Genomic DNA, 26,762 nt, shown 5'->3' on the forward strand with positions numbered 1-26,762 from the left:
CCCCTAGCCTTCCACGGCGACCTCGCCGCCGTGCGCGCGTACGCCGAGCTCCACTTTCCACTTTTCACCCGGCTTTTGCGGCTCGATCGGCACGGCCTCGACGAGCAAGGTCCCGACCTCCGTGATGCTCGATCGCAGCCGCACGGGCACGACGTCTCCCTCGCGCCGCCCGTCGGCCGGCAAGGTCACTTCCATGGGCGCGAGCTCGTCGAGCTCGCCCTCGCCCCACGATTCGAGCTCGACGCCGGCCGGGTCGTCCCGACGAACCGACGAGCCGAAGAACCGGAATCGCACGGGCTCGCCGACCACGACGCCGAGCTCCTGCGGCGGCAAGGCCGCCTCCGTGCCCTCTTCCATGCCGAACGGCGCGACGCAAAGCGCGGTGATCGGCGGTTCGATTCCAGGCACGGCCGGCACCGCGCTCTCGATGCCCACGTAATACGCGCGCGCCGTCCCGCCGCGAATGCGCAGGCCCCGGCCCTTGCGCACGAGCCCGTACGTGGCCGCGCCACGCGCGACCGCGAGGTCGAGATCGGCCGCGGGCAAGACGCGCACCGGCTTTCCGCCGTCGGCCTCGAGCCATGCATTGAGGGTCGAGACGATCCGATCGGCGAGGACCTTGCCCTTCATGACGCCGCCATTGAAGAGCAGGACCGTCGGGTGCAGGAGCGTGCGTCCCTCGTGCTTCGGAAACCCTTCGATCCGATCGAGCGCGCGCGCATGGCGGCCGAGGAACGCCGCGAGGTGGCGCGTGACGGCCGGGTCCTGCGCATACGGCAAGCCGAGCTGCGTGAGGCCGCCGCGGGCGCGTTGCGCGGGTCGGGCGTTTGCCCCGACGACCGGAAAAAACCCGTCGACGAGAATTTTTCCGACCTCGGATTGCGAGAGCTCGGTGCGCAAGGACGAGCCGAGGAGCTTTGCCCCGCGGCTCGGGACGACGACGGGCAAGCTCTCGATCGAGGCGTCCGAAAGCAGCCGCTCCTTGGCCCCGCGCGCCCCGTGCGTGAGCGCGATCATTTGCCATCGATCGAGCTCCTTGCCCTCGGCGACGAACTTCTGCCGCGCCACGTGCGCGAGCGCGAGGTCCATGTTGTCGCCGCCGAGCAGGATGTGATCCCCCACGGCCACGCGCTCGAGCGCGAGCGAGCCATTCACCTCGGTCGCAGCGATGGCCGAAAAATCGGTCGTGCCGCCGCCGACGTCGACCACGAGGATCACGTCGCCCGGGTGAATGTATTTGCGCCAGTCCTCACCCGCGGCGTCGATCCAGGCATACAGCGCGGCCTGCGGCTCTTCGAGCAACGTGAGATCCTCGAACCCGGCGAGGCCCGCGGCCTCCACGGTGAGATCCCGCGCCGCCGCGTCGAACGAGGCCGGCACCGTGAGCACGATCTCCTGCGCCGAGAGCGATTGCTCCTTTCCTTGCCGATGCACCCACGCCTCGGCGAGGTGCTCCAGGTATCGCCACGAGGCCTCGACGGGCGAAATCTTCTCGACGTCCTCGGGCGCGCCGAGCGGCAAGAGCGCCGATCGCCGGTCCACGCCCGCATGCGAGAGCCAGCTCTTCGCGCTCGACACGAGCCGGATCGGCGCGTCGATGCCACGCGTGCGGGCATATTCACCCACCACGAACGTGCGCTCCGCGTCCCAGGGCAGACTCTGCGCGCCCTCGCTCTCGTGCGCGGCATAATAAAACGAAGGCAAGAGCACCCGCTCTTCCAGCGTGCCGCGGGCGACGAGCTGGAGGACGGGCAATACCTCGGCGCGCGGTTTTTCAGCCGCGCTCTCGGCGAACGCGAGGGCCGAATGGGTGGTGCCGAGATCGATACCAACGACGAAACGAGCGGTCACAGCTCCACCTCCGCGGGCGCGAGGATCTTCGGGTCGTGCCCTTCCGTGGGCGTGGGCAGGTGGAGCTCCGCCACCTTCCAGCCCCGATGCTGGATCGTCCCTCGATAAGGAGGTTTGCCCTGCACGTTGCCCGTGAGCTTCACCTCGGCCGGAGAGAAGCCCGCCTCCAGCGTCACCTTTTGCCCCTCGTCCTCGCTCCGCACAGGAACGATCGTCACGTGGTCGTGGAGCGCCTTGCGGCATCCCTCGTGGACGACGCGGACGGCGGCGCCGATCTCGGCGTCGGGGAAGGTGGCGATGTCCTGCTCAAGGAAATCGACGAGCCTGCCCTCCCGCTGGAGGAGGGCGAGGAGCGAGAGCGCCGGGGAGAGGTCGGGTTCCGCGGGCTTTTTCGGCTCGGGTTTCTTGGCCTTTTCGGGCAGCTTGGCCGGCTCGGGTTCGGGGGGCGGGAGGGCCGGAACGGCGGCCTTGAACACGCGAGCCGCGAATTGGCCGTCGAACAGGATCCGAACCAGGCAGGCCCAGGCAAACCAGAGCCGTGTGGCGAGAGGGAGCGGGGCTTCTTCGGACACGCGGGAAGGGTAACGCGTGCTGCGCGAAGGTGGGAGTTTCCGGCGAGCGGGTTTTGTTCGGACGGGTGGAAAGGGCGGCGTGAGCTCGGACGGGACGACCGGCGCGCGGGAGGCGTGGCACGCGCGGGGGTGGTCCCCCCGAACTCGGGGTCGCGGAGCGACCCCTCAAACAACAGGACCCACCACCCCCGCGCGTGCCACGCCTCCCGCGCGCCTCGATGCAGGTCAGGGAGACGGGCTCAGGTGAGGAGGAGGGTCTTGCCGGCGAAGAGGAGGCCACGCTTGCGGAGGGTGGTCTGGAGCTTTCTGTACTGGGGGGTGTGCGTGAGGATGTTGATACGGCCGGAGGCCAGCCAGTGGAGCTCGCGCGGGAGTGCTGCGAGTTGTCGCGCCGCGTCGTGCTGGAGGAAGGATTCCAGCCAATCGAGCTTCTTCTCGACGACCGAGACCTCGCTCGTCTCGGCGGAATGAACCTCGATGAAGTGGGCGATCACCTGCCCCGAGCGGTCGTACCCGACGACGTAGTCCCAGCGGTTGGACTCCGGATGGGTCGCCCGGCAGTCGCCGTCGATGTCCACGCTGCCGAGGATCTTGCCGGCGTCCTCTCCAGAGATCTGCCCCTTGCCTTCACCCCGCTTGATGGCCTGGAGACCGTCGCGGTGTTGCAGGGGCTTGCACGGGTTCACGGCGTCGCGGAACGTCTCTTTCGGCGGCCGGGCTTTCTTCTTGCCCGCCGTCATCGCGACACGGCCTCGCCGACAATCTGCGCGATACGCCCCGAGAAGCCACTGAGCCCGCCCCAGCCGGCGACGCTCGGGTCCGAGGAGCCGGGGTCCAGGGTAGAGATGTCTTCCGTGATCACGCCGGAGTTGGTGGGGTGAAAGTAGTAGGTGCGATACTTCTTTTGCAAAGCACTCTTTAAGAGTGCGGGCATGGACACTGTAAGCTGATCGATATTGAAGATATCACAGAGAGCTTTGACGCCGTTGTCAGGGGCCGTGCTGGAAAGCTCACGTATGGCCCACACGAGATCCAATACCACGGGTGAATGAGTTGACAAGATCACCCGATAATCCCGAACTAAGAGTTCCAGCACTAGTAACCCGAAGCTGACGATAGCCTGGGGGTGAAGCCCCATCTCTGGCTCTTCGATAATGACGGTATCAATGTCCCCCGCCCGTGACCTCCATGGCATGAGCGAGTAGAGACCGAGCAACAGGGGAGTGAACTCTCGCTGCCCTGCAGACCATGCGTTATAAGGCAACGCAAAGTCGGCACCGGGAGGCTTCAGCGCAATTCTTTTGCGCATTCCTTCTTTTTCCAAAACAATCTTCGAACCGACGTAAACGGATGCATCGACGACGGCATGTAAACCTGCGTCGAGACCCATCGGCTGTGGAAAACGGGAAAGCGATCTTGGGCGCCGAAAGGCGTCCTCCATAAACTTTCGGAGTGACTCGCTAAACTTGCGAATTGCATAGGGATCACCGGCTGCATAAGCCATAAACGGCTTAGGCCAGCCGTCCTGAAGCACGAGCACTCGTTGCGCCGGGATCAGACATACAGTCTCCTTCAAGGAAGTTCCGCGGAGAGGAACCGCGACCTTTCTGAAGTCAAAGGGCTTACCGTTGCGAAGAACTACGGTATCCGTTTGAATCACGGTCTCCAGACCACCACCGAAGTAGAGGCCACAGTAGTCGCTAACGGGATCGTCCCCATCCGACCAGTCGAAGCCGTACTCACCCAGCTCATACTCGATCGCCCCCGCATCCTGGATCGCCTTGAAGAGCTGAACAAAAAGGCTCTTGCCGGTGGCCTGCGGCCCGACGAGGACCGTGAGGTCCCCGAACTCGACATCACCTTTCTGGATGGGGCCGAAGCCCCGGACTTGCAGCCGCTTCATGGTCGCCTGTGCGCAGGCAACCACATGTCCGCGGATCGGTCAACGATCCCACGGGAGCACGGGGCGAGCCGTCCCATCTCGAACCCGCCCCGCCCCGTCCGTCCCCTCACTCCTTCGGGCCGTCGTCTCCGCCGTCGTCCCCCCCGCTCGCCGCGCGCAGGTGGATTCGCTTGTATTCTTTCGACGACGGCCCGTGCACCTCGCGCACCACGCGCTTGAACGAGATGTACTTCTCGTAGGCGGGCCCGTAAGCCGTCGCGCGCGCGTTTTTGGCATTGGCGAGCGCCGTGTTCGCATCGACCGATTCGCGGATTTCTTTGATCACCTGGGGCGCGCGCTGGCCGAAAACGCCGTTCACGATGTCGTCGGCCCACGGCGTCCCCAGGTGATCGTCGACGGCGTCGAGCAGGTCCTCGAGCGCGGTCACCTTGTCCGTGTCGGTCGGCTGCCGCTTGAGGGTATCGGGCACCTCCAACGTGGGCACGTAGGCCAATGCAACGGCGCGCGCCTCGCGATAAGGTTGGTCGATCGACACGAGCGCGGCATTCGCCTCCGCCCCCTCCTTGCCCGCCGCGCTCTCCCCGGCGATGACGGACTTGTGCGCGGTGAGAAACGCCTCCGCCGACCCCTTCAAGACATCCGTATACACCCGCGCCACCACCGGCCGCGCATTCGGGTCCGTGCCGAGCTCCTGGCATCGCGTGAGAATCCGGTGAAAACGCTTGTAGTCAATCGCACCCATCAACCCATCCTCCCGACCAAGCGGCGTACGCTGGTTCGGTATGGACGGTACCAGAAGACCTGTGAGCCGAGTAGCAGAACCGTACGGCTGTACGCGATCGGCGTGGAGACGCCCCCGAGGACGGGGCGGACGTGCAGGGAGCGCGGCGGGGCGCGCACGAGCGAAACGCGGTCGCGCGCGAGCAAAACGCTCGTCCGTGGGAGAAAAAGGCTCGCGGTCGAGGAGCAGAACGCAAACCCGCAGGAGCGAAACGCAAACCTGTAGGAGCGAAACGCAAACCCGTAGGAGGGCAGGCGTGTGATGTAGCTAGCTTTACTCGACGCGCGGGAAGGGAACGCGCGGAGGCGGTGAGCGAACGGCACGGGCGTTCGAAGGGCGGGCGCGTCGGTTTGTTGCGAGCGGTTTCGTGAGGGACGTGGGGGATGTCGTGTAGCTCTGGGCGCTTCTAGGCGGGGTGGGCGGGGGCCGCGTTCACTTCTCAAACGGCGGACGCGTCGGCTTCGGGTCCGTTTCGGCAGTCTTGCACCGCTCGAAGTCGTACGGGTTGCCCTCGTTGCAGAAGATCAAGTTGTCGAAGCAGCAGGCAGGGCAATAGAGCTCCTCTTTTCGCTCGAAGCAGCCCTTGTAGCAATTCGTGGTCGGGAGGTCGCACTCCTCGCGCAGGACGACCTTCCCGGCATCGTTCTCGGGCCTCGACGCCTTGCTTGGGGACTCTTTGCAGCCGACGAGCAGCGCCAGGAACCATGTGATTACGAGCATGGCTCGATGCCTGTTCATGACGCTAATCTTCCTTGTCCGGGCAACTGTAAAAGCTATACGAGCCGGAGTCCGAGCTGCAAGCAACGGCGTTCTGGTTGCAGCAGGAGAAACACGCCGAGCCAGCGCCAGCCTTGAAGCAACTGTTCTGGCAAGCGCGCGCCTTTCTCTCGCAGGCCGTGAGCGGAGGGTCATCCGCATCGGAGCACCCCCAACCCGCCACCATCACGACCCACACCCAAAGCACCAGCGCGCAAAGCTTCCGCATCGCACCCGCCTCTACGGTCCCCTTATCCCCCTTCCCCCCGCACGCCACTTCTCTGCCTTTCCCCCGCTCACCCCTTCTTCCTCCTGCTCCCCTTCCCTGCCTCGACGTTGACCGGGGACGTGGGGGGCGGTAGCGTGGCGGGGAGGTTTGGGGGCGGAGTGCATGCAACGTCGACGATGGTTCCTTCTCATCGCCGCCGTCGCCGTCTCCGCCTGCGGGCGTTCGGAATCCAATCGATTCACGCTCGAAGCCGGAAAGGTCGCGCGCGTGGAAAGTTGTCACCTCCGGGTGGACCATACGGTCCTCCGAGATGACGTCCGTTATGCGGCGCTCGCGTACGTGTGTGACGTGCCCGCGTCAGCCCTGAACGAGAAGAGCTGGTGGGGCGACAAACCCCAGCCCTTGGGTTTCTCGATGAACGTGGGCGACTGCCTCCCGCTCGACACGGCTTATTATTGCGTGGAGGCGATCGAGGAGGACAAGGCGTCGTTCAAGGCGACGTACAAGAAGCCGCGGAAGGCCGAGCAACACCTGGAGCTGATCCGGTAGCGGGAGGAGGGCACGCCCCTCACGCGCACCGATCACACGTCCCGCGGAACTGAATCTCCAGCCCCTTCTTGCGTAGCGCCCGCGGGATGCCGCGTGCTGGCTTCACCTCGACGATCTCGTCGGGCAGGCATGCCACCTCGCCGCAGCTGTTGCAGACGAAGTGCGGGTGCGTCCCGCTGTCGTGCTCGCCCCCTTCGCGCACCAGCTCGAAACGCCAGACGTGGTCGCCCACGTCGGTGCGTCGCACGAGACCGACCTCCGTCAGGTCGATCAGGTTGCGGTAGATCGTCGCGCGGTCCCAGCCCTCGGGCGCGAGCTCGGCGCACAGATCGCCGTGGCTCACGGGCGTCTTCTGCGCGAGCAGCCGGCGGAGCACGGCCAGGCGGGGAGCCGTCGCGCGCAGGCCCTTGGTCCGGACGAGCGATCGCAGCTCGTCAATGTTGGGAGGGTCGGTCGAGCGCGCCATGCATGTTCCCTACCCCGACCACGGTCGGGTCGCAATGGGGACAGAGGAGAAGGAGCAACGCGGATGCTGTTGCAGATGTCCACCGTGTGTAAGGAGCTGGCCCCGTCGCCGTTCTTTCTGTCTCGAAGCCGCGGGACTCGGTTTACCATCCTCAGATCGTTGGGGCGGGTCGTTCGTCGAAGGGCCTTCGGCGCACCGCGCCTTCTGCTGGCTCGCACGTAGAGGTCTTCCCGATGAGAAAGATTCTGGCTCCGATCGCGCTCCTCTGGCTCGCCGGTTGCGCCAAGACGACGACCTTCGTCAAGAGCGACACCACGCTCGGCCGCGTGGTCGTCTACCGCAACGGCATCGCCTACTTCGAGCGCTACGCCGAGATCGACGGCGACTCGCTCCGGCTCAGCGTGCCGGGGGACAAGATCGACGATTTCTTGAAGTCGCTCACCGTGATCGACGCGACCACGGGCAAACCCGCGCCCGTCGCGTACCCGACCTCCGGTTCGGCGTTCGTCGGACAAGAGAACAACCAGCAGAACTACCAGAACAACCAGCAGTACGGCGGTTCGCCCCTCGTCAACATGGAGATCCAGCTCCAGGGGCCGAAGCCGCACAAGCTCCTGCTCTCGTACGTGACCGAGGCCCCGTCGTGGAAGCCGAGCTACCGCGTCTCCGTCGGCAAGGACGGCAAGATGAAGGTCGAGGCGTGGGCCATCGTGGACAACACCTCGGGCGAGGACTGGAACAAGGTGAAGCTCGGCGTCGGCTCGAGCTCGGCGCTCTCCTTCCGCTTCGATCTGCGCTCGGTCCGCATGGTCCAGCGAGAAACTTTGCAGTCGAACGATCTCTTCGCGCAGGCGCCCCCCATGGGCGGATCGACGTACGCGGGGCAGCCAGCGCTTCCGGGCGGAGGCCTTGCCCCGGGCAAACGCGTGGTCGCGGAGCTCGACGACGCGCGGCTCGCGGACGCGACCGTCGCGCGTGACGCGGAGACAGAGCGCACGGAGGCGCGGACGCAGTCGGCCGACAAGAAGAGCAACGGCGGCCCGACGAGCGGGCTCGGGGGCTTCGGCGGAGGCGGAGGCAGGCGCGCGACCAACAGCGCGCCCGCGAAGAGGGAGCCGGCGCGCGAGCCGTGGGTGGACAACAAACCGAAGGACACCTCCGGGCTCGATCGGCTGGCCGCGCAGTACAAGAATTCGCGGCGGCAGGTGGTCGTCGAGGGGTATGCCGACGGGCGCGACGGCGACAAGTACGGCGCGTCGCTCGAACGAGCGAACCGGGCGCGCGAGCAGCTCATCCGCAGCGGGCTCGATCCTTCGCAGGTCGTCGCCGTGGGCAACGGCATGCAAGCGGGCCGCGCGGGCGGCGTCCGGATCGTCGAGGCGCCGGAAGAGGCCCAGCAGCAAGGGCAGATGCAAAACACCGCGACCCTCGATCCGAACGCGGCGGCGCCGGCGAGCGCCGAGCCGATCGGGACGTCGCACTTCGAGTCGCCCACGCCGATGACGGTGCCGCGCCTGACGAGCGCGATGGTGTCGATCCTGAGCGAGGAGACCGAGGGCGGCTTCGTGTATTTCTACGATCCCGAGAGCGCGCGCGGAAACACGACGTTTCCGTTCCGCGCGGTGCGCCTCAAGAACCCCACCGGGTCGGTGCTGGAGAGCGGGCCCGTGACCGTGTTCGGCGAGGGCCGGTTCATCGGCGAGGGCATGAGTGATCCGATCCCGGCGCACTCGTTCGCGTTCGTGCCGTTCGCGCTCGATCGGCAAATCGTGGTGGAGCGCAAGGACGATACACGCGACGAGATCGCCCGCATCCTCAGCGTGCAGCGCGGCGTGTTCTCCACCGAGGTCCGCCACACGAAGAAGAAGACGCTCGTCATGACGAACCGCCTGCAAGACACGGCGACGGTGTACGTGCGGCATACGGTCTCGCCCGGATACAAGCTGGCGAAGGCGCCGCCGTCGCAGGAGCGGATCGGCGAGTCGTACCTCTTCAAGATCGAGATCCCGGCAGGCAAGCAGGTCGAGGTGGACATCGAGGAGGCGACGCCGCTCTTCAAGAGCACCGACATCCGCAGCACGGTGGGGATGGAGATGGTGCGCGTGCATCTGTCGAGCGCCGCGGCCGCGGGCCCGCTGAAGGAGTCGGTGACGAAGCTGCTCGAGCTGCAGAAGGAGATGGCAAACCTCGAGCAGAGGATCACCACGTCACGCGAGCAGATGTCCGAATACCGGCAGCGCCTCGACGAGCTGCACGCGCAGATCGTCACGCTGAAGGTCGTGAAGAGCGGCGGGCCGCTGATGCAGAGCCTCGAAAAGAAGATGCAAGAGGTGAGCGATCGGATCTCGAAGGCCACGATCGATCTCGTCGCGCTGCAGGAGAAGCTGATGCTCGCGCGTATCCGCTTCCAGGACGGCGTCTCCGAGCTGTCGCTGGAAAAGGAGACGGCGGGTGCGGACGCGAAAGACGGTTCGACCACGAAGATCTAGAGCGCCGAACTGTTCGGCGCTCTGCGAGATCGCAAAGCGAGCTCGCCTCGGGGGGTGAATCGGCCGGGCTTTGCCCGGACGAGAGGGGGACGCGAGGCGTCTCCCTCGGGACGAAAGAAGCCTAGAACATCGATCGGTTGTCAAACCGATCGATGTTCTAGAGCGCCAGGCGCGAAGCCATCTTTACACCCTCTCCCCGAGGGCTGTACGCTCCGCCCTGACTCGCAACCAGGGACGGTGCACGGATGAACCCAGGCGGTTACGGTGGCGGCGGGGGATACCCGCCCGGCGGTGGTTATCCTCCCGGTGGTGGTTATCCGCCCGGCGGTGGTTATCCGCCCGGCGGTGGAATGCCGCCTTCTGGTGGAGGTGGTGGCTGGGGACCGCCTCCGGGCGGCGCGCCGCCTGCGGGTGGTGGAGGTGGCTGGGGACAACCTCCGGCCGGCGCCCCGGGCATGGGGGCCTATGCGCCGCCGCAGGGTGGTTATGGAGCGCCGCCCGGACCGCCGATGGGCATGATGGGCGCGGGCTTTCCCGGCATCGGGCAACGCGTCGTGTTCAATGGTGACGGCGGCAAGCTCTTCGGCACGTACCTGCTGTTCAACGTGGTGCCTGTCGCCGCCGGCGGGATCGTCTTCGCGATCATAAGCGGGATCGGCGGCGCCATCGGCGGCGCGATCGGGCGCGGGGGGGTGGGCGACATCATCGCCATCCTCTCCTCCATGGTCGGCGGCCTGATCTACCTGGCTGCCATTCTCACGGCCATCGTGCTCTTCTCGAACAAGTTCTACGAGTTCTATTACGAGGCGCTCCAGCTCGACGGGCAGCAATGCCAGTACACGGGCACGCCGCAAGAGCTCGCGAAGGTGATGGTCGTCAACACGCTGCTCACGGCGGTCACCTGCGGCATCTACACGCCGTGGGCGATCGTGAAGACGAAGCAGTACGTGGACAGCAAGGTGCTCGTGAACGGGCAGCCGGGGCGGCTCACGTTCCACGGCGATCCGGCGTCGCTGCTCGGCACGTACATCCTCGGCCTGCTCCTCATGTACTGCACGCTCGGGATCTACGGCCCCTGGTTCGCGAACAACCTCTTCGCCTTCATGTGGGAGAACACGAAGCTCGACGGCCGGGGCTACCAGTTCCGCAAGGATCCGGGTGGGTTCTTCGGGACATACCTGCTCACGTTGCTCTTCACGTACCTCACCTGCGGTATTTATTACCCCTGGGGCATCTGCAACATCCTCAAGTGGGAGGCGGAGCGCGTCACCTGACGCGTTCCGGCCCATGCGCGAGAGCGCCGCAAAGCGGCTCCGCTTCGCCCTGCCGGCGCTCTCGATAGCTTTCCTCCTCGCCCTCGTCCCCCAAACCACCTGCATCCTCCGCCTGACGCTCGGGCTCCCCTGCCCCGCGTGTGGCCTCACGCGCGCCGCGCTCGCGCTCCTGCGCCTCGATCTCGCGACCGCGACCGCTTTCCATCCGCTCGCGCTGCCGCTCGCGTTCGTGGCGATCGCCACGGTCTTCGCCGCGCGTTTCCTCGACGACGCCGCGTGGAAAAGGTTTGGCAGGGATGTCTCCGGCGGCAGCGGGGTCGCGATCGTGATCGTCTGGGCGCTTCGGTTCCTCGGCCTCTTCGGGGGGCCCGTGCCCTGACTTCACGCGGCGCGGCAACGTGATTCCACCAGAAAAATCCGCCACGGCGCGCGGCGCGTAGACGCGAAAACGAGGGAAAAAGCCCTTGTTTTCGGGTCTGACACGCGTGGTAGGATTACAAACATGCCCATCCTCGAGCTCAAGGTAGCTTCAGGCGCGGATCTCTCCGTTCGACGCTTCACGGTGGAGGAGAGCGTTTCGACCCTGTCCACGATCGCCGTGTGGGCACGCTGCGAAGAGCCGGACGTCGATCTCGAGGGCATCATCGGCAAGGACGCATCGCTTCGGATCGTGCACGGCGTGCGGTTCGTCGCCGGGCTCGGATCGCGGACGTGGAAGGGCGTGGTGACGCACGTCGAACAGGTCCACGGCGTCGCGCCGCTGCCGGGGCAGAAGGCCGAATCGACGTACTTCTTGCGGATCGCACCGAAGGCCTGGCTGCTCACGCAGCGCCGTGGTCACCGCATCTACCAGCACCTCTCGATCCCGGACATCGTCGACAAACTCCTCGGCGAGTGGGCGATCACGCCCGTCTGGAAGATCGATCGCGGCACGTACCCGAAGCTCGAATACAAGGTGCAGTACGGCGAGAGCGACTACGCGTTCATGAGCCGCCTCGTGGAGGAGGCAGGCATCGCGTTCACGTTCCCCGACGAGGCGGGCACGAACATCACGTTCCACGACAAACTGGAGAAGGGTCCGAAGCGCGGGGGTTTGCCCATCCCGTACATCGAGGAGCCGAACCAGGAGTCGGAGAAGGAGTTCGTGACGAACGTGCGGCTGTCGCACGAGGTGCGGCCGGGTCTGCACACGCAGCGCGACTACGACTTCCGCAGGCCCTCGTACGAGCTCGCCCAGCAGTCGCCGCGCGCGGCCGCGCCCGAGGACAAATACGAGCAATACGTCTACCAGCCGGGCTCGTTCCTCTCCGAGACGGGCAAGGCCGACGGGAACACGCCGGTCGCCGACGACAAGGGCGTGGCGCGGCACGAAGAGAAATACGGCAAGGGGCGCGCGGAGCGGGCGATGCTCGGGCGGCGCATGGGCCGGAGGCAGGTCGCGATCGATACGAATTGCCCCGATCTCGCGCCGGGCATGATCTTCAACATCGGACATCACCCGCACCCCGAGATCGGCGAGGGATCGGATCTGCTCGTGATCGATCTACGGATCGAGGGCAGCCCGCAAGACGAGTGGAGCATCTCGGCGCGCAGCGTCTACACGGATGTCGTGTACCGGCCGCCGATGCGGACGCCGAAGCCGAAGCTCAACAACGTGCAGAGCGCGACGGTGGTCGGCCCGCCCGGGCAGGAGATCCACGTCGACGAGTTCGGCCGCGTGCGCGTGCAGTTCCCGTGGGATCGCGAGGGCACGTTCGACGACAATAGCTCCTGCTGGATCCGCGTGAGCCAGGGCTGGGCGGGCACGGGTTACGGCATGATCGTGATTCCGCGCATCGGTCAGGAGGTGCTCGTCGGCTTCCTCGACGGCGATCCCGACATGCCCATCATCACGGGCCGCGTGTTCAACGCGACGCAGGTCGTGCCGTACGAGCTGCCCAAGTACAAGACGAGGAGCACGTGGAAGAGCAACTCGTCGCTCGGCGGAAACGGCTTCAACGAGATCATGTTCGAGGATCTGAAGACGCGCGAGCTCGTGTGGATGCAGGCCGAGAAGAACCTGCGCAAGTACGTCAAGAACGACGAGATCATCACGATCGGGCACGACCGGCAGAAGTACGTCGTGCGCAACGAGATCGAGTCGACGAGCGGCACGCGCGTCGAGGTGACGAGCGTGAACCGCATCGAGATCACCGACAAGGATCGGACGCTGTTCGTCGGCGGTGGGAGCCTGAAGCTCGTGAACGGCGACGAGCACGAGATCACGGACGGCAACATGCAGCTGCTCGTCCAGAAGGATCAGGACATCGTGGTGCGGCAGATGCGCCGCGAGCGGGTCGAGAAGGATTCGAGCCTGTACGTGGTCGGCAATCGCAACGAGCGCGTCGACGGGACGCTCTCGGTCACGGTCGACAAGAACCACTACGAGAAGATCGCGAAGAACGCGGCGCTCGAAGTGTCGAAGGAGATCCACCTCAAGGCAGGCTCGTCGATCGTCATCGAGGCGGCGAAGGATCTCACGCTGAAGGGGCCCGGCGGGTTCATTCGCATCGATTCGAAGGGCGTGACGATCAAGGGCAACCTCGTGCGGATCAACAGCGGCGGCAGCGCCGGATCGGGGTCGGGCGCGAAGCCGATTGTGCCGGACGAGGCGAAGCTCGCGGTGGTGGACGAGCCGGAGAGGCCGAAGCCGATCGATCTGCGGGTCGAGGGGATCGGGCAATAGAAAGGGGACGAGGGGTCATGCCTCCTGCTGCACGCATCACGGACATGCACGTCTGCCCCAAGGTGGATCCGGGGCCGAAGCCACACGTCGGCGGACCGGTGATCTCGGGCGAGCCGACGGTGCTCATCGGTTACATGCCGGCGGCGCGGGTCGGGGACAAACTCATTTGCATCGGGCCGCCCGACGCGGTGTCTCAAGGCGAGCCGACGGTGAAGATCGGGAGGAAGGACGCGGCGCGGCGCGGCGATCCGACGGAGCACGGCGGGAAGATCGTGCTCGGCTGCCCGACGGTGAACATCGGCTCGTCGCCGCAGGCGGACGCGCTCCGAACGGACGAGCCATTCTGCGAGGAGTGCGAGCGGGCGAAGCAGGAGCGCGAGGCGGCGCGGAAGAATCGCGGCGACGACGGGACGGGCTGAGCGATGCAGCGCGCAATCCTGGAGCTGCGCTGGGGTCCGGAGGGCGGCACGAAGAAGGTGCTCGCGCCCGGCGAGCGCCTGCGCGTCGGGAGGAAGCCGAAGGCGCAATGGGTCGTCCCCGACAAACACATGTCGGGCGTGCATTTCGAGGTCGCTTACGACGGGAGGCGCTTCGAGGTGCGGGACCTCGCGAGCGCAAGCGGGACGCTCGTCGGGGGGCAGAAGATCACGGCGGCCGAAGAGCTCGCGAACGGGGGCTGGATCCGCGCGGGCGAGACCGATTTCATGGTGTACTTCGAGGCCGCGACGCCGCCCGAGGAGGACGAGCTCGATCGCATGCTCGAAGCGGAGTCGGACGACCTCGACCCCATGGCGGCGCAGTGGCTCGAAGAGCACCGCGAGCGGATTCTACGGGACAAACGGAAACTGGAAGCGCGGCGCGTGGAGGCACTCGATCGGCTGCGGAAGGTGGACGGCCCGCTGTACGTGGTGCTCGACGCGGCGCGGACGGACCGGATCCTCACGGTCGTGCGGGAATCGGTGGATCGGTACAAGTCGCTGTACGAAGGGATCGACGGCGAGGCGCTCGAGGACGTGGCGCCGTACCTCGTCGAGCTCGACCCTTCCTCCTCGTTGCTCCCGCGGATCATCGAGGAGGGCTGGGGGAATCGCTGGGGGATCTTCATCGACTATCCGCGCAGCTTCAAGGAGCTGCGGCGGCACCTCCGGCGGTTTCTGATGGTCGCGGACGCCGAGACGCGGAAGAAATTCTATTTTCGATTCTACGATCCGGTCGTCTTGCGCGAGTTCTTGCCGACGTGCACGACGAAGCAGAAGGCGGAGCTTTTCGGGGAGATTCGCGCCTTCCTCGTCGAGGATCCGTTCGCGTATGTCGCGCGCTTCGCGGCGGAGGTCTCCTGATGCTGCTCGTCACGAAAGCCCAGAGGCGAGACGCCGGGTATTCGGCGTTCGTGGATCGCGTCGTGCGGCACATGAAGCTCCATTACTGGGCCGACGTGGGGCACCTGCCGCCCGAGGTCCTGTGGCGGCGGGTTTCCCATTGCATCGAGAAGGGGCGCGAGCGGGGGTTTACCTACGAGCGGAGCCTCGCGATCTTCACCGCGAACATGATGCGCATCGATCCGAGGTTTCACGAGCAGAAGAATATCGCGGCGCTGCTCGCCTCCGCGGACCGGCCCGAGCAGGAGCGGCTCGAGGGGCTCGTGAAGGAGATCTCGCCCGCTGCCTGGGCCGAGGCCGGGGCGATGTGCGACGCGAAGGAATACTGGTGGAGCGTGGATCGAACGATGGCCGATCCAGCGACGAGGAGTGAGCCATGAGCGGCAATGGTCAAGGCGGCGGTGGGGTCGACTCGTTCCTCAAGGCGCTGGAGGCCATGGAGAATGGCCAGGGCTTGCCGCTGGAGCCCCCGACCGGAGAGGCGGAATGCCCGAAAGCCCGCATCCGGATCGGTATCTTCTTCGACGGCACCGGCAACAACCTCTGGGTCGACGAGGCCCACGCGAACGATACGTACGGCGAGGATGGAGGGCCCAATGGCCCGACGAACGTCGCGCGGCTCTTCCGGGCGTACCGCAAGCAGGGGATCGTGCTCGACAAGGCCTACCACCACGGCGTCGGCACGGACTACACCGGCTGGTTCACGCGGGCCCAGCCGAACATGGACGATCCGGCGGCCAAACCCTCGACGCCCCTGGTGCACCGGAACCTCTCGGGCATGACGGTGGGCGCCGGCGGCAAGGCCCGTATCGAGTGGGGCCTGCGCATGCTGGCCGAGTTCTTCAGCAACAACAACAAATGGCGCGCCAAGGAGAAATACTTCGACGTCTGCGGCTTCAGCCGCGGCGCGGCCCTCGCGCGTGATTTCGTGAACCAGGTCCGGGCTCAGCGCGTCGCGAACCTGACGAAGACCACTTCGCCCGGTTTTTTCCGGCGAAACCCGGACGCGATCCCGTCGATCGAGACCGAGTTCCAGGACATTGGCATCCGCGAGTTCTACGAGCCGATCGATCCGGCGACGATCTATCCGAAGTTCATGGCGATCTTCGACACGGTGGAGATGTGGGGCCCGAGCACCGGGACGTTCCTGCCGGATGTCGATCACACCTACGTGGAGCATTGTGTCCACCTCGTCGCCGAGGACGAGTTCCGCACGCTCTTCCCGCTCACTTCCATCTTCATGGATCCGAACACGGAGCCGGGCCGGGCGTTTCCGCCGCTGGAGGCGCACCGGCCGCCGCGCCCGCAGGCCGATCAGCGGTATCAGGAGCCGCGCGATTACAAACGATGGATGCTCGAGGTCTGGTACCCAGGCTGCCACAGCGACGTCGGCGGCTCCTACCAGCCGCGCACGAACAAGAAGTGGCACCTGCAGTTCATCACGCTGCGGGACATGCACAAGGCCATGGTGAAGGCGAAGGTCCCGATCGGGCCGGTCGAGCTTCCCTTCGACGGGATCATCCTGCGCTTGTACGAAGAGTATTGCGGGTTCCGGCAAGACAAGGACTGGGCGCTCCACCCCGAGCAACCCGGCGCGCCGAAGAGCCAGTACGTCCACTGGTTCGAGACGGACGAATACATGGCGCGGTTTTACGGGCCAGACCCGCACGCGGATGATCCGTACCGCGGCGTAAGCCCCGTCGTCGTGGGTTTCTCGCAGGCGGGGGCCGGCGCGCACGGCGCATACATACCCCCGCCGGTTCCCCGCCGGCCGCAGTGGCCCGCGCGTTTGCTCGCCCTCACGGCGCGCGACTCGAACCCGGCGTACCAGCTCTTGCTCCGGCACTACATCCACGACTCCGCGACGGAGTCGCCGGGCTCCACGATCCTCGGCGAGGCGACGGATCGCCGCGGGCGGCAGCGGCTGCAAAGGAAGGTCAAACCAGCGGGCGCGCAGCCGCAGTATACGCCCCAGATCCCGGTCCGGAACGAGCACCGCCCACCGCGGTCGACGTACTGACGCGAGGTTATCATGCCTTTCTTCGAATTGAGCTTCGATTGCGGAGAGACCTCGCTCGTCGTCCGCCGCTTCTCGATTCACGAGGCGGTGTCGACGCCGTTCACGGTCTCGCTCTGGGTGCGCAGCGAGAACCCGGCCGTCGACATCGGCGCGATCGTCGGGCAGCCGGCAATCTTCAAGGTGCGCTCCGGCTACCTGAACCTCACGGGCGGCGGCCTGCGCGTCTGGAGCGGGTACGTGAGCTACATGGAGCAGACGCACGCGGAGCACCGGCAAAACAAGGTGCTCTCGACGTACCATTTCCGGATCGTCCCGCACCTGTGGCTCCTCGATCAGCGCCGCAATCACCGCATCTTCCAGCACCTCTCGATCCCCGACATCGTCGACAAGATCCTCACCGAGTGGAACGTCCGGCGCGCGTGGAAGATCGATCGCGGGCAATACCCGAAGCACGAGTTCCGGGTGCAGTACGGCGAGAGCGATTTTACCTTCGTGAGCCGTCTGCTCGAGGAGGCGGGCATCGCTTATACGTTCCCGGACGTGGACGACAATGGCTCGCTGCTCACGTTCAGCGCAGAGCTCCACAAGAACCCGCCACGTCCCGGGCCGCCCGTGCCGTACGAGCACAACCCGACGATGGAGGCCGAGCGGGAGTTCGTCTCGAAGGTTTCGCTCGTGCGCGACGTGAGGCCGGGCGCGCTCGTCCTCCGCGATTACGATTTTCGAAGGCCCGAGTATCCGCTCTTCACGGAGGCGCCGAAGGCGGGCGATGAGGCGCGCTTCGAGCAGTACCATTACATCCCCGGCGGCATGTTCGTCGAGGCGGGGCGCGGAGGTGATACGCCGTTCGCGGACGACAAGGGCATCGCGCGGCACGATCAGCCGACCGGCGAGAAGCGGGCGACGCGCGCGCTCGAGGCGGCGCGGGCCGATCGCGGGGGAATTTCGTTCGAGAGCAATTTGAACGATCTCACGCCGGGCGTGGTGTTCAAGGTCGATCACCACCCGCACCCGGATCTCGCGCGGCCGTTTCTCACGACGGATACCATCCTCGAAGGGTCGGCCGAGGGCGAATGGATGGTGTCGGGGCACGCGACGTTCGCGGACGTCCCTTATCGGCCGCCGCTCGTGACGCCACGCCCCGAGGTGCTCGGCGTGCAATCGGTGCGGGTCGTGGCGCCGCGAAACGGGATCGACCTGGATCAGGCGGTCCACGTCGACGAGTTCGGGCGCGTGCGCGTGCAATTCCCCTGGGATCGCGAGGGCAACCTCGACGACGACAGCTCGTGCTGGATCCGCGTCGTCGAAGGCTGGGGCGGCGCAGGCTATGGCTGGCTGAACCTGCCGCGCGTCGGACACGAGCTTCTCGTGACGTTCCTCGACGGGGATCCCGACCGGCCCGTGCTCGCGGGCCGCCTCTACAATGCGGAGAAACCTGTCCCGTACAAGCTGCCGGAGCACAAGACCGTCAGCACGTGGAAGAGCCAGTCGATGCCGGCTCTGAATGGGTACAACGAGATCAAGTTCGAGGACCAGAAGGGCGAGGAGCTCTTTTACATGCAGGCGGAGAAGAACCTCCGCAAGCTGGTCAAGAACGACGAGATCGATACCGTCGGCCACGTACGTGACAAACTGGTGCAGGCCTGGGAGTTCGAGACCGTCGGCGGCAACCGCATCCAGCACACCGAAAAAGAGCGGGACGAGATGACGGGGCGCCTGCACCACACGCTGATCAAGGGCGACCGCCGGCAGCTCGTGCGCAAGGACGAGATCGAGGTCAACTTCTTGCGCCGGCGCCTGCTCGTCAAGAAGAACGTCGACGCGGTGGTCAAGGGCGAGAAGCGCGAGCGCACGGAGTGGGATCTCCACCTGTACACGAAGGAGAACCGCAAGGACCGGACGGGCAAGGATCACTCGCTCTTCGTGTACCAGGAAAAACACGAGAAGGTGGGCGGCGATTATGCCCGGGAGGCGGGCAAGGAGATCCATTACACGGCCGGTGAGAACGCGGTCGGCCAGGCGCCCGACATCACGCTGAAGGGGCCCGGTGGGTTCATCCGGATCGACGGGAGCGGCATCGTCATTTCAGGGACGAAGGTCGACATCAACGTCGGCGGCAGCCCGGGGCACGGGCACGGCTCGCGGCCGAAGGAGATCGCGAAGGCGAAGGAGGCGGTGCCGATCATCGGTGACGTCCACGTGCAGCCCGATTCGCCGGCGTTCGCCACGATGAAGGCGCTCTGGGATCAGCTCGTGGCCGACCTCGCGGTCAAGCCCGCCGATGTGAAGTACGCGGCGCTCAAGCGAATCGAGGAGCTCAACAAGATCGCGGCGAATGCGGACGTGGAGACGCCTTTGAACGGGCTCGTGCTCTGGTCGGGCAAGGGGCCGCCGATCGCGGGCACGGTCGCGCAGGACTTCGCCAACCAGCGTTCGGCCCTGGGGCTCCCGTCGACGACACTCGAGCAGACGCCGGGCGGGATCGAGCTCGGTCACCTGTCGTCGCGGGATCCGAGCGAGCAAAAGGACGAGGCGTGGACGATCGTCTCGAAAAAGCTCGCGACGCAAGCCGCGGGCGACGTGCACATCGTGCTCGGGATCGTGCCCATTCCGGAGGGCCGGATCGTGCGCCATGAAATCGAAATGCTCTCGAACAACCCCAACGTGACATCGATCACGGTGCTCCAGATGCAGGTGAGCGCGACCGGAAAATACAAGGACGCGGGCGGGACGGCGTACGACCTCGTGCCGATCACGATGCAAGAGGCGCTCGGGCTGAAACCACCGCCGCCACCGGCGCCCGAACCCGACGACGAGGACGACGAGGAGGTCGCGGCGTGACGTATTCACCCATGTTCCAGCGCTTCGTCGAGAGCGTCGAGGGCGTCGATCCGAAATGGCGAGAGGACGTCGACATGGAGGCGTTCCGCGCGCTCGACAAGGACGAGCGGCGCGAGGCGGAGGAGCTCTTGATGAGGCGCCTCGAGGACAACGATACGCGCGCTCCGCGGACGCTCGCCGAGGTGCAATGCCGAGGCGCCGTCGTCCCCATGCAGCGGGCTTATCCGAATGTGAAGGGCCGCATGAAGGTGGCCATCGCGCTCGCGCTCCGCGACCTCGAGGTGAGCCCGGCCGAGCCCCTGATCGCCGAGGTCATTCGCTCGGGTGATCTCGACGGAGGCGTCCCCGCCGTCTCCGCGGCGCGCGGGATGAACAAGCCGGAGATCGCGGACGCGCTCGCCTGGGCGGCGTTGCATCACCCGGATCCGAACGTGCGAAGGAGCGCGGGCTCGATCCTGATTTATCACTCCGGGGCCACGGACGACCCGCTCGCCTGGAAGCTACGGCCGCTTTATTTGCCGCTCGGCTCGGACGACATGGCGGTTCGCCGGAATGCGTTCCGGGAGATCTGCAAGATCGCGCAATTCCCTCCCGAGATGGCTGATTCTTGAGATAGCGGAGAAGCGAGCATGTATCGTCTCACGGGTTCGGTCGGCCAGGGCGGGCGCAACGCGCACGACGACGTCGTTCTCGTCCAGAAGCAGCTCAACAAGAACGCGCACATCGCGTCGGCCATCGGCACGTTGCCCGAGACCGGCATCATGGACGAGGCGACGCTGCGCGCGATCCTCTCGTTCCAGCGGTCGGTCGTGCGGCTCGGATCACCCGACGGGCGCGTCGATCCGCACGGACGAACCTGGCGCATGCTGCTCGGCGATCAGCCCCAGGCGACGAACGTGGCGTTCGTGCAGCTCTCGGGGGAAAACGGCAATTTTTATCTGTACGAGCCGCAGGACCGGGTCTGGGGGACACCGGCGACGATTCAATCGATCCGGAACGTCGCCGCGGTGCTGCGGCCGCACGGGTTCGAGATCGCAATCGGGGACATCAGCTTCCAGCAAGGCGGCAAGATGGCGCCGCACGGCTCGCACCGGCGCGGCACGGACGTGGACATTCGGCCGGTGCGCGAGGACGGTCGCAGGGCGCCGGTGACGATCACGGATCCGAATTACAGCCACGCGCGGACGAAGCTGCTCGTGGAGGCGCTGCGCGCGGAGCCGAACCTGAAGCTGATTCTGTTCAACGATTCGAAGATGCCCGGCGTGCGCCCCTGGGAAGGGCACCACAATCACCTGCACGTGCGCTTCGAGGAGTGAGGAGCCGCGTCGGCTCGCTCGTTCGCGCAAGGGCAGCGATTGCACATCCGCCCAAGGCACGCGCGGGGCGCAAGCATTGCTCTGGCTTCGGGTCCTGGGAGGTACACCATGGGGTACGTTCTGCGATCCCTGTTCGCGATGTTGCCGGTCCTGTCGATGGTCGCCCCTGCAACGGCGGAGGCGAATATCCTGGCGAATACGCAATGGGAGCTCGAATCGCTCGTCCAGGGAAGGACGGTGTGGGAGCCCTCCGGGAGGACCGAGGTCACGCTGGAGTTCCAGGCGGACGGGAAAGCGACTGGCAGAGCCCCCTGCAACTACTACTTCACCTCCTACACGGTCGAGGGAAACACGCTCTCGATGTCCTCCGTGGCGAGCACGAGAATGTTTTGCGCGGGCGTGATGGAAGAGGAGGGGCGGTACCTCCGCGCGCTGGAGCAGGCCGACTCCTTCCAGCTCGTGGGAGATGAACTGAGAATCGTGTTCGCCAATGGGCAGGGCACGCTCATCTTCGAGAGAGAAGAAGACGACGACTGAGGGAGGCCAACCCGCGTCAGCGCCGATCGAGCGACGATTGCACCCGGCCGATGGCGAGCGCCTTGAGCGCGGCCGGGTGCGGCTCGTACTGGTCTTCCTGGAAATAAAGCTCGACGAGCAGGCGCGCGCGGAACTTCTGGAAGAGGGGGAGCTTTTTCGCGATGTCCTCGGGCAGGTAGACAGGCGCGGGGCGCGCGCCGGTGCCGGTGCTCGTATGCAGGTGCGCGCGGATCGCGTTCATGCCGAGGACCTGGCGCTTCTGGTAATGGCGGCCCTCGATGAGCGCGCGCTCCATTTGCAGCTCCAGCGCGTCGGGGCCGAGGGCGCGGCGGCCGCGCTGATACGCCTCGCGAAGGCGCGCCGTGTATCCCTCGATGATCGGCGCGGGGCAGAGCTGATCGGGCGTCGCGAGGAAGTCGCGGGCCTCGCGTAGCGCCGTCTTGAGCCCCTCGTCGGCGCCCGCGATCGGCGTCGCCACGGCCACGGCGGCTTCGAGCGTCTTGCGTTCGTCGAAGGGGAACGAGAGCTCGCCGGCGAGCAGGAGCAAGGACGGGACGAACTTGTTGCCCGGTCGAACGGCCGCGCCGAGCTCGGCTTCGAGCTGGTCGACGTCCTGGGAGACGCCGCGGGACATGATCTCGAAGATGTCGCGCGTGTCCTCGATCTCGATCGGGTCCTTCGTGGGGGCCGGATCGTTCAGCGTTTCGTCGGCGGGTTTGTCCTCCATTTCGTCGAGGATGGCGCGCCAGACGGGGACGCGGCAAATGCGCGCGACGCTCTCGGGGTTGTACCAGATCAAATGCAGGACGTCGCGCGTGTCGAGCCGGCCCGAGGGGCGGACGCCCGCGCCAAAGGCGGTGGGAGAGATGCGGACGTCGTCGCGTTTGCCCGCGACGCCCGCATTCGAGGGGCCCGCGGCGGCATTGGAGGCGCCGAGGACGCCGGCGGTCGCGTCCTGCGGGGCGGCCTGCGCGGCGGCGGTGGCGGCGACGACGACCTGGCCAATCGATTGCCCGGCCGGGGCGTCGCCGCGGCTGATGCCCGCGCCCCACACGCTGTCGTCGGCGGCAGGCCTCGGGGCGCCGCCCGGCTGCGAGGAGCGCGCGACGGGCGGCGGAGGCTGCACGGGCGGCGGCGGCGGAGCCACGGGCGACGGCGGCGCCGCGGGAGGCTGGCCCGGCATGGACGCCGCTTTCCAGGACGGCGACGAGCTACGCGCCGGAGGCACCGGCGGCGGCTGCGGCGGCTGCGGGGCCGGAGGCTGCGGCGCGGCGGGCGCGGGCGTCGCCGCGGGCCAGGGATTCGCTTTTTGGGTTGGCTTGGCGAACGGGAGCCCGCCCGATGTCGTGGTCCGCTCGTCCCAGATCGCCCGGGCCTGCGCCGGCTGCGCATTCGGGGTGGCAAACGGAAGCCCGCCCGATTGTGTCGTGCGCTCGTCGACGATGTTGTGCCCGGTCGCGGCCTTGACGAACGGGAGCGCGCCTTTCGCGCGCGACACATCCGTGGGAATGACGGTGTCGATGCCCTCGTCGTCGGGCGTGATCATCGTCATCGTGGTGGCGCGCGGCTTGGGCGGCGGAGGAATCGCCGGATCCGGATGGACCGGCCTCCCGGGGACGGGCGGCGCGATGGCGACGACGGTCGTGGCCTCTTCGAGCGTGATCACGATCCGACCGGGCTCTTCGAGGCGTTCGAGCTGAATACGCCCGCGGAACGTGAGCGTCGCGAGCTGGCGATCGGTATCGATCCACAGCGTATCGCAAAGCAAGGAAAGGGCGTGCGAGCCACCCCGGCCTTCGAGCACGGCGCGCGGGCGGAGGCCCGGCAGGTTCGTCACGAGGCGGGGAATCTGCGGGTGCATGTTTTCGAGGACGATACGCGCGTCCTCGGCGAGCTCGCCGAGCTGCTGGTCGCCGGGCGCGACATTAAAAAAGGAGAGATCGAGGTCCTCGGGCAAGGGAGCCGCGATGAGGGAATGCGGGGTGAAGGTCGCGGCATATCGGCCGAGCTTTCCGCGGCGGAGCGGCCAGCCCGGCGCGACAGGGCCGAAGCCGACGGGGGCAATGGCGGTGCTGGGGGAGCTGACGAGCAGGCCGGGGGGCTGGAGGTTCGGAAGTTTCGTGCGGCCGAAGGAGTCGCGGACGTCGGTCCGGACGCCGACGGGGTTCGTGGAGTCGGCCCCGCCCGCGGCGCGCTCGTACGCGAGGGACATGCGGGAAAAACGCGGGCCCTCGACGAGGGCGCCGTCGGCGGTGAAGGAGCGGTCCTGGTGGACCTCGATCGATTTGTCGAGGTCGCCGACGATGAGGCGCGCGAAGAGGGAGCGGACGGGTTGTCCTTGCGGCGCGAACGCGGAGCCGACGAGCGTCACGTCGACGCGCGGCTTGAGGGGGGCGAGGTCGCTGGCGGCGAAGAGGCTACGGGCGTCGTCGTCGTCCCAGTGGGAGTCCTCCTCGTGCACGGGCTCCTGGGCCGTGGCGAGGGGCGATTTTCCGGGCTGGATCTGGCACGTCGCCTTGGCGACGAACGTGAGGGTCCAGGCGCCGGGTCCGGACTGCCAGATCATCGAGGCGACCGGCAGCGGGGAGAGGGAAACGACCTCCATTCGGAGAGGGTAAACCAACGGGCACGCGGCTTACCAGGTCATTGCATCGAGGCGCCGCCGTTCGGATCGGGCGGGAGCGGTGGACGGCGGGCGAGGAGCTCGAGGGCGGCGGAGCGAAGGACCGCGGGGACCTGGGTGGCGTCGGCGACCTCGGCGAGCTCGTGCCGGAGGAGCTGCGAGAGGACGGGGACGGAGAGCTCGGGGGGCGTGCCGGGGTTCAAGACGAACGCCATGCGCACGCGGGCGCGGGCCATCCAGCGGGCGGAGCGAGCGACCTCGGAGGCGATTTCGGGCTTTTGCGGGCGCTTGGCGGCGATACGGACGACGTCGTCCTCGGTGAGGCGCGGATTGCCGAGGAGGTTTTCGATGACGCGGGGATGCGGGTCGGCGAGGAGTTTGTCGAGGATCACGCGCGAGGGTTTGCGCGCGAGGGCGCGGCGTTCGCCGAGGGAGAGGGGCCGGCCGCCGGGTTCGAGGGCGATGCCGCGGTGTTCGATGGGCGAGGTGGGGCGGGGTTCGGCGCGGCTGGCTTTGCGGCGAAGGAGGCGGGAGAGGGCGAGGAGGGAGGCGTCCTTGGCGACGGCGCGGAGGGCGCTGATGAAGGGGGCGTGGGCCGGGTCGCCGAGGAGCGGGAGGAGGGCGGCGATGACTTCGCGGGCGGCCGGGTCGGTCTGTTCGGCGCGGGAGGCAATGTCGTCGAGGGCGCGGGCGGCGGTGGGCGGGCCGGCGGCTTCGAGGGTTCTCCGGACGAGGGCGGTGCGCATCGCGAGGTCGGAGAGCGCGGGGACGACCTTGCAAAGGCGCGCGGCGAGGACGGAGGGGTCGCCGGAGGTGGGGGGAGCGGGGTTCAAGGGGAAGGAGGGAGGGTAGCAGGGAACGGGGGGCGGCGGCGCCGCCCGGCCCGCTTTGCTCCCCCGTGCCGCGTCAGGGGACGAGGATGTTCGACAAGGCGTCTGCCCGCGCGAATTCCGCGGCGGAGCGATACGGGTGGGTCGTGATGTCGACAGGCGACACATGGGCCTGGACACGGACATAGAAGGCGCTCACGTCCTCGAGGATGCGCGGCGGGAGATCGACCTTCGTGTCCTTCGTGTGCAGCCTCGCGACAACCATCCCGTACGAGAACTCGCTGGGCTTCAAGATCTCGATCGTGTAGTGCGTCGGCGTCCCGACGGCCGGCGCCTTCCAGCTCAAGCGTGGTGTACGCGTGACGCCCGTCTGATCGCTGAACGCGCTTTTTCCGTTGATTTCGAGGTCCTGGACCGGGCTCAAAGGCGGCTCGATGGGCTGCCCGCTGACGCTCGCGACATCACGTCCGAACATGATGGCACCGAAGTCGTTCCACGGGGTCGCCACGCCAGGCGCGGTATAGGTCACCATGCCATAGTGGTAGACGAACGCGGAGCTTCCCCAGTCCGCGGGATACGGGTTTCCATACGGGATTGCGCCCAGATTGACGTCGGCGGAACCGGCCGCGAGGCTGAGGGAAAGAAGCGTCGCGGAAGAGCCGACGGGGGCGTACTTGTTGCCGGGCCGCGTGTGGATCTCGACGAAGGTACCTTGATCGACGGCCTTTGGGTTCACCGCGGCGAGGTGGCTCGTGAATTTCGTCGTACGGACATCGAGCGAGGCGCTCACGTTCGACGGGACGCTGGTGAACGCGCCGCTCTTCGAGACGGTACTCCCGTCGGTCTGCGTGATATCGTCGAAGCTCGCGAATCGCGTGATGATGGCGTAAGACACGCCGGAAGCGCCCGTCTGCTGCGAGAGCTGGGAGACCGTGAGGACATCCCCCTTGCTCGCGTCGATGAGGCTGCTCCAGGCGAAGCCCGACCAGTTCACGGTGAACCTGTCGAGCGTGGTGTCGCCGACCGCAGGCCAGTCCTCGGCGGCCGAGCCGTACAGCCTCTGCCCTGCACCGCTGTTGGGGACGAACAATTGGATGTCATCACCGGCCTTCCAAGGGTCGAGGTTCGTGATGTCCAGGGTAACCTTGGTCGGATTGACCGTCGCGCGCGGGGCATCCTTGCGCCCGGCGATTGCGCCGCCGAGGTCGATGTCCCTGGCCGAGGTGTAGATATAATCGAACTCGCCTACGTGGAGGACATAGGGGCCCTCGGGGACGCCGGGGATGACGACCGAGCCATCCGCCTTGCCCTTGCCTTCGAATGTCTGCCACTGCCCGCCGCCCATGGGGACGAGGGCCTCGATGGGGGTCTTGCTGAGGTCTTGGGGGGCCTCGACGGTGGCCTTTTCTCCGATCCAGACGTCGAGCGAACGGACGGACACGGCGCCGGCCTCGCCGCCGCCCTCCGAGGGGCCCGGAGGGCTCGTCGATGGCGGGCCGCCTGTGCCTTCGTCCTTGCCGCCGCAAGCAGGGAAGGAAGCGAGAGCAAGAAGGGTCGCGGCGTGTGCTACGTGGGTACGTCGGATCATCAGTATCCTCCCGGGTGCGGCCCTCCGCAGGGG

Annotated in this window: 23 protein-coding genes; 13 read left to right on the top strand and 10 right to left on the bottom strand. The window is 66.8% G+C overall.

The annotated features are described in order from the left end of the window. Positions 1-3: 3 nt before the first annotated feature. The 6 genes from KEG57_RS03090 to KEG57_RS03115 all read right to left on the bottom strand — a co-directional run bounded on the left by KEG57_RS03090 (position 4) and on the right by KEG57_RS03115 (position 5,845). Positions 4-1,851, bottom strand: a complete 1,848-nt coding sequence (locus KEG57_RS03090; protein WP_272418117.1) for an Hsp70 family protein — start codon at positions 1,849-1,851, stop codon at positions 4-6. Continuing rightward, positions 1,848-2,423: a DUF2760 domain-containing protein gene (locus KEG57_RS03095; RefSeq protein WP_272418116.1), complete on the bottom strand. Its 576-nt coding sequence runs from the start codon at positions 2,421-2,423 to the stop codon at positions 1,848-1,850. Before KEG57_RS03095 ends, KEG57_RS03090 begins: the two co-directional genes overlap by 4 nt. Before the next feature lie 239 nt (positions 2,424-2,662). Continuing rightward, the gene (locus tag KEG57_RS03100) at positions 2,663-3,163 is read right to left on the bottom strand and encodes a hypothetical protein (protein ID WP_272418115.1); all 501 of its coding nucleotides are present in this window, start codon (positions 3,161-3,163) and stop codon (positions 2,663-2,665) included. Further along, complete coding sequence (locus KEG57_RS03105; RefSeq protein WP_272418114.1) at positions 3,160-4,326, bottom strand: AAA family ATPase; 1,167 nt, start codon at positions 4,324-4,326, stop codon at positions 3,160-3,162. The genes KEG57_RS03100 and KEG57_RS03105 overlap by 4 nt, the downstream gene beginning before the upstream one ends. A 106-nt stretch (positions 4,327-4,432) precedes the next feature. Further along, positions 4,433-5,068 carry a hypothetical protein gene (locus KEG57_RS03110; protein ID WP_272418113.1) on the bottom strand — a complete coding sequence of 212 codons (636 nt, stop codon included), beginning with the start codon at positions 5,066-5,068 and terminating at the stop codon, positions 4,433-4,435. 471 nt (positions 5,069-5,539) lie between these two features. Then, on the bottom strand, positions 5,540-5,845 hold the full coding sequence (locus tag KEG57_RS03115) for a hypothetical protein (RefSeq protein WP_272418112.1): 306 nt from the start codon (positions 5,843-5,845) through the stop codon (positions 5,540-5,542). Positions 5,846-6,254: 409 nt separating this feature from the next. Here KEG57_RS03115 and KEG57_RS03120 point away from each other — a divergent pair, with 409 nt between their 5' ends. Further along, entirely contained in the window at positions 6,255-6,641 is a 387-nt protein-coding gene (locus KEG57_RS03120) for a hypothetical protein (protein WP_272418111.1), read from the top strand. Positions 6,642-6,660: 19 nt separating this feature from the next. Here the strand turns inward: KEG57_RS03120 and KEG57_RS03125 are convergent, their stop codons facing one another. Continuing rightward, complete coding sequence (locus KEG57_RS03125; protein ID WP_272418110.1) at positions 6,661-7,107, bottom strand: Fur family transcriptional regulator; 447 nt, start codon at positions 7,105-7,107, stop codon at positions 6,661-6,663. Positions 7,108-7,340: 233 nt separating this feature from the next. Between KEG57_RS03125 and KEG57_RS03130 the strand changes: the two genes are divergently transcribed. The 12 genes from KEG57_RS03130 (at position 7,341) to KEG57_RS03185 (ending at position 21,688) form a co-directional block, all read left to right on the top strand. Continuing rightward, entirely contained in the window at positions 7,341-9,596 is a 2,256-nt protein-coding gene (locus tag KEG57_RS03130; protein ID WP_272418109.1) for a DUF4139 domain-containing protein, read from the top strand. Between the two features lie 245 nt (positions 9,597-9,841). After that, entirely contained in the window at positions 9,842-10,870 is a 1,029-nt protein-coding gene (locus KEG57_RS03135) for a DUF898 family protein (RefSeq protein ID WP_272418108.1), read from the top strand. A gap of 13 nt (positions 10,871-10,883) precedes the next feature. Further along, positions 10,884-11,249, top strand: a complete 366-nt coding sequence (locus KEG57_RS03140; RefSeq protein WP_272418107.1) for a DUF2752 domain-containing protein — start codon at positions 10,884-10,886, stop codon at positions 11,247-11,249. A 123-nt stretch (positions 11,250-11,372) separates the two neighbouring features. Further along, the gene (locus KEG57_RS03145) at positions 11,373-13,595 is read left to right on the top strand and encodes a type VI secretion system Vgr family protein (RefSeq protein ID WP_272418106.1); all 2,223 of its coding nucleotides are present in this window, start codon (positions 11,373-11,375) and stop codon (positions 13,593-13,595) included. 17 nt (positions 13,596-13,612) lie between these two features. After that, the gene (locus tag KEG57_RS03150; protein WP_272418105.1) at positions 13,613-14,014 is read left to right on the top strand and encodes a PAAR domain-containing protein; all 402 of its coding nucleotides are present in this window, start codon (positions 13,613-13,615) and stop codon (positions 14,012-14,014) included. A 3-nt stretch (positions 14,015-14,017) separates the two neighbouring features. After that, complete coding sequence (locus KEG57_RS03155) at positions 14,018-14,935, top strand: DUF4123 domain-containing protein (protein WP_272418104.1); 918 nt, start codon at positions 14,018-14,020, stop codon at positions 14,933-14,935. After that, on the top strand, positions 14,935-15,354 hold the full coding sequence (locus tag KEG57_RS03160; protein WP_272418103.1) for a hypothetical protein: 420 nt from the start codon (positions 14,935-14,937) through the stop codon (positions 15,352-15,354). The genes KEG57_RS03155 and KEG57_RS03160 overlap by 1 nt, the downstream gene beginning before the upstream one ends. Then, the gene (locus KEG57_RS03165) at positions 15,351-16,994 is read left to right on the top strand and encodes a T6SS phospholipase effector Tle1-like catalytic domain-containing protein (protein WP_272418102.1); all 1,644 of its coding nucleotides are present in this window, start codon (positions 15,351-15,353) and stop codon (positions 16,992-16,994) included. Before KEG57_RS03160 ends, KEG57_RS03165 begins: the two co-directional genes overlap by 4 nt. A 12-nt stretch (positions 16,995-17,006) precedes the next feature. Beyond that, a complete protein-coding gene (tssI, locus tag KEG57_RS03170) occupies positions 17,007-19,835 on the top strand; it encodes a type VI secretion system tip protein TssI/VgrG (protein ID WP_272458092.1) in 2,829 nt (942 codons plus the stop codon). Then, positions 19,832-20,446, top strand: coding sequence for a HEAT repeat domain-containing protein (locus KEG57_RS03175; protein ID WP_272418100.1), 615 nt, complete (start codon positions 19,832-19,834; stop codon positions 20,444-20,446). Before tssI ends, KEG57_RS03175 begins: the two co-directional genes overlap by 4 nt. An 18-nt stretch (positions 20,447-20,464) precedes the next feature. After that, positions 20,465-21,151 (top strand): penicillin-insensitive murein endopeptidase, encoded by a 687-nt coding sequence (locus tag KEG57_RS03180; RefSeq protein ID WP_272418099.1) that lies wholly within the window; start codon positions 20,465-20,467, stop codon positions 21,149-21,151. A gap of 108 nt (positions 21,152-21,259) precedes the next feature. Continuing rightward, positions 21,260-21,688 (top strand): META domain-containing protein, encoded by a 429-nt coding sequence (locus KEG57_RS03185; RefSeq protein ID WP_272418098.1) that lies wholly within the window; start codon positions 21,260-21,262, stop codon positions 21,686-21,688. A 16-nt stretch (positions 21,689-21,704) separates the two neighbouring features. Here the strand turns inward: KEG57_RS03185 and KEG57_RS03190 are convergent, their stop codons facing one another. The 3 genes from KEG57_RS03190 to KEG57_RS03200 form a co-directional block, all read right to left on the bottom strand. Then, positions 21,705-24,293 carry a DUF2169 family type VI secretion system accessory protein gene (locus KEG57_RS03190; RefSeq protein WP_272458094.1) on the bottom strand — a complete coding sequence of 863 codons (2,589 nt, stop codon included), beginning with the start codon at positions 24,291-24,293 and terminating at the stop codon, positions 21,705-21,707. Between the two features lie 38 nt (positions 24,294-24,331). Next, positions 24,332-25,144, bottom strand: coding sequence for a hypothetical protein (locus tag KEG57_RS03195; protein ID WP_272458095.1), 813 nt, complete (start codon positions 25,142-25,144; stop codon positions 24,332-24,334). A gap of 73 nt (positions 25,145-25,217) precedes the next feature. Further along, on the bottom strand, positions 25,218-26,729 hold the full coding sequence (locus KEG57_RS03200; RefSeq protein ID WP_272458096.1) for a hypothetical protein: 1,512 nt from the start codon (positions 26,727-26,729) through the stop codon (positions 25,218-25,220). Between the last annotated feature and the right edge of the window lie 33 nt (positions 26,730-26,762).

It is taken from the genome of Polyangium jinanense (assembly GCF_028435365.1).

Excerpts from the sequence above, each read along its gene's own strand:
- KEG57_RS03100 (WP_272418115.1), bottom strand. The coding sequence starts at position 3,163 with ATGACGGCGGGCAAGAAGAAAGCCCGGCCGCCGAAAGAGACGTTCCGC.
- KEG57_RS03105 (WP_272418114.1), bottom strand. The coding sequence starts at position 4,326 with ATGAAGCGGCTGCAAGTCCGGGGCTTCGGCCCCATCCAGAAAGGTGAT.
- KEG57_RS03110 (WP_272418113.1), bottom strand. The coding sequence starts at position 5,068 with ATGGGTGCGATTGACTACAAGCGTTTTCACCGGATTCTCACGCGATGC.
- KEG57_RS03115 (WP_272418112.1), bottom strand. The coding sequence starts at position 5,845 with ATGAACAGGCATCGAGCCATGCTCGTAATCACATGGTTCCTGGCGCTG.
- KEG57_RS03120 (WP_272418111.1), top strand. The coding sequence starts at position 6,255 with ATGCAACGTCGACGATGGTTCCTTCTCATCGCCGCCGTCGCCGTCTCC.
- KEG57_RS03125 (WP_272418110.1), bottom strand. The coding sequence starts at position 7,107 with ATGGCGCGCTCGACCGACCCTCCCAACATTGACGAGCTGCGATCGCTC.
- KEG57_RS03130 (WP_272418109.1), top strand. The coding sequence starts at position 7,341 with ATGAGAAAGATTCTGGCTCCGATCGCGCTCCTCTGGCTCGCCGGTTGC.
- KEG57_RS03135 (WP_272418108.1), top strand. The coding sequence starts at position 9,842 with ATGAACCCAGGCGGTTACGGTGGCGGCGGGGGATACCCGCCCGGCGGT.
- KEG57_RS03140 (WP_272418107.1), top strand. The coding sequence starts at position 10,884 with ATGCGCGAGAGCGCCGCAAAGCGGCTCCGCTTCGCCCTGCCGGCGCTC.
- KEG57_RS03145 (WP_272418106.1), top strand. The coding sequence starts at position 11,373 with ATGCCCATCCTCGAGCTCAAGGTAGCTTCAGGCGCGGATCTCTCCGTT.
- KEG57_RS03150 (WP_272418105.1), top strand. The coding sequence starts at position 13,613 with ATGCCTCCTGCTGCACGCATCACGGACATGCACGTCTGCCCCAAGGTG.
- KEG57_RS03155 (WP_272418104.1), top strand. The coding sequence starts at position 14,018 with ATGCAGCGCGCAATCCTGGAGCTGCGCTGGGGTCCGGAGGGCGGCACG.
- KEG57_RS03160 (WP_272418103.1), top strand. The coding sequence starts at position 14,935 with ATGCTGCTCGTCACGAAAGCCCAGAGGCGAGACGCCGGGTATTCGGCG.
- KEG57_RS03165 (WP_272418102.1), top strand. The coding sequence starts at position 15,351 with ATGAGCGGCAATGGTCAAGGCGGCGGTGGGGTCGACTCGTTCCTCAAG.
- tssI (WP_272458092.1), top strand. The coding sequence starts at position 17,007 with ATGCCTTTCTTCGAATTGAGCTTCGATTGCGGAGAGACCTCGCTCGTC.
- KEG57_RS03180 (WP_272418099.1), top strand. The coding sequence starts at position 20,465 with ATGTATCGTCTCACGGGTTCGGTCGGCCAGGGCGGGCGCAACGCGCAC.
- KEG57_RS03185 (WP_272418098.1), top strand. The coding sequence starts at position 21,260 with ATGGGGTACGTTCTGCGATCCCTGTTCGCGATGTTGCCGGTCCTGTCG.
- KEG57_RS03190 (WP_272458094.1), bottom strand. The coding sequence starts at position 24,293 with ATGGAGGTCGTTTCCCTCTCCCCGCTGCCGGTCGCCTCGATGATCTGG.
- KEG57_RS03200 (WP_272458096.1), bottom strand. The coding sequence starts at position 26,729 with ATGATCCGACGTACCCACGTAGCACACGCCGCGACCCTTCTTGCTCTC.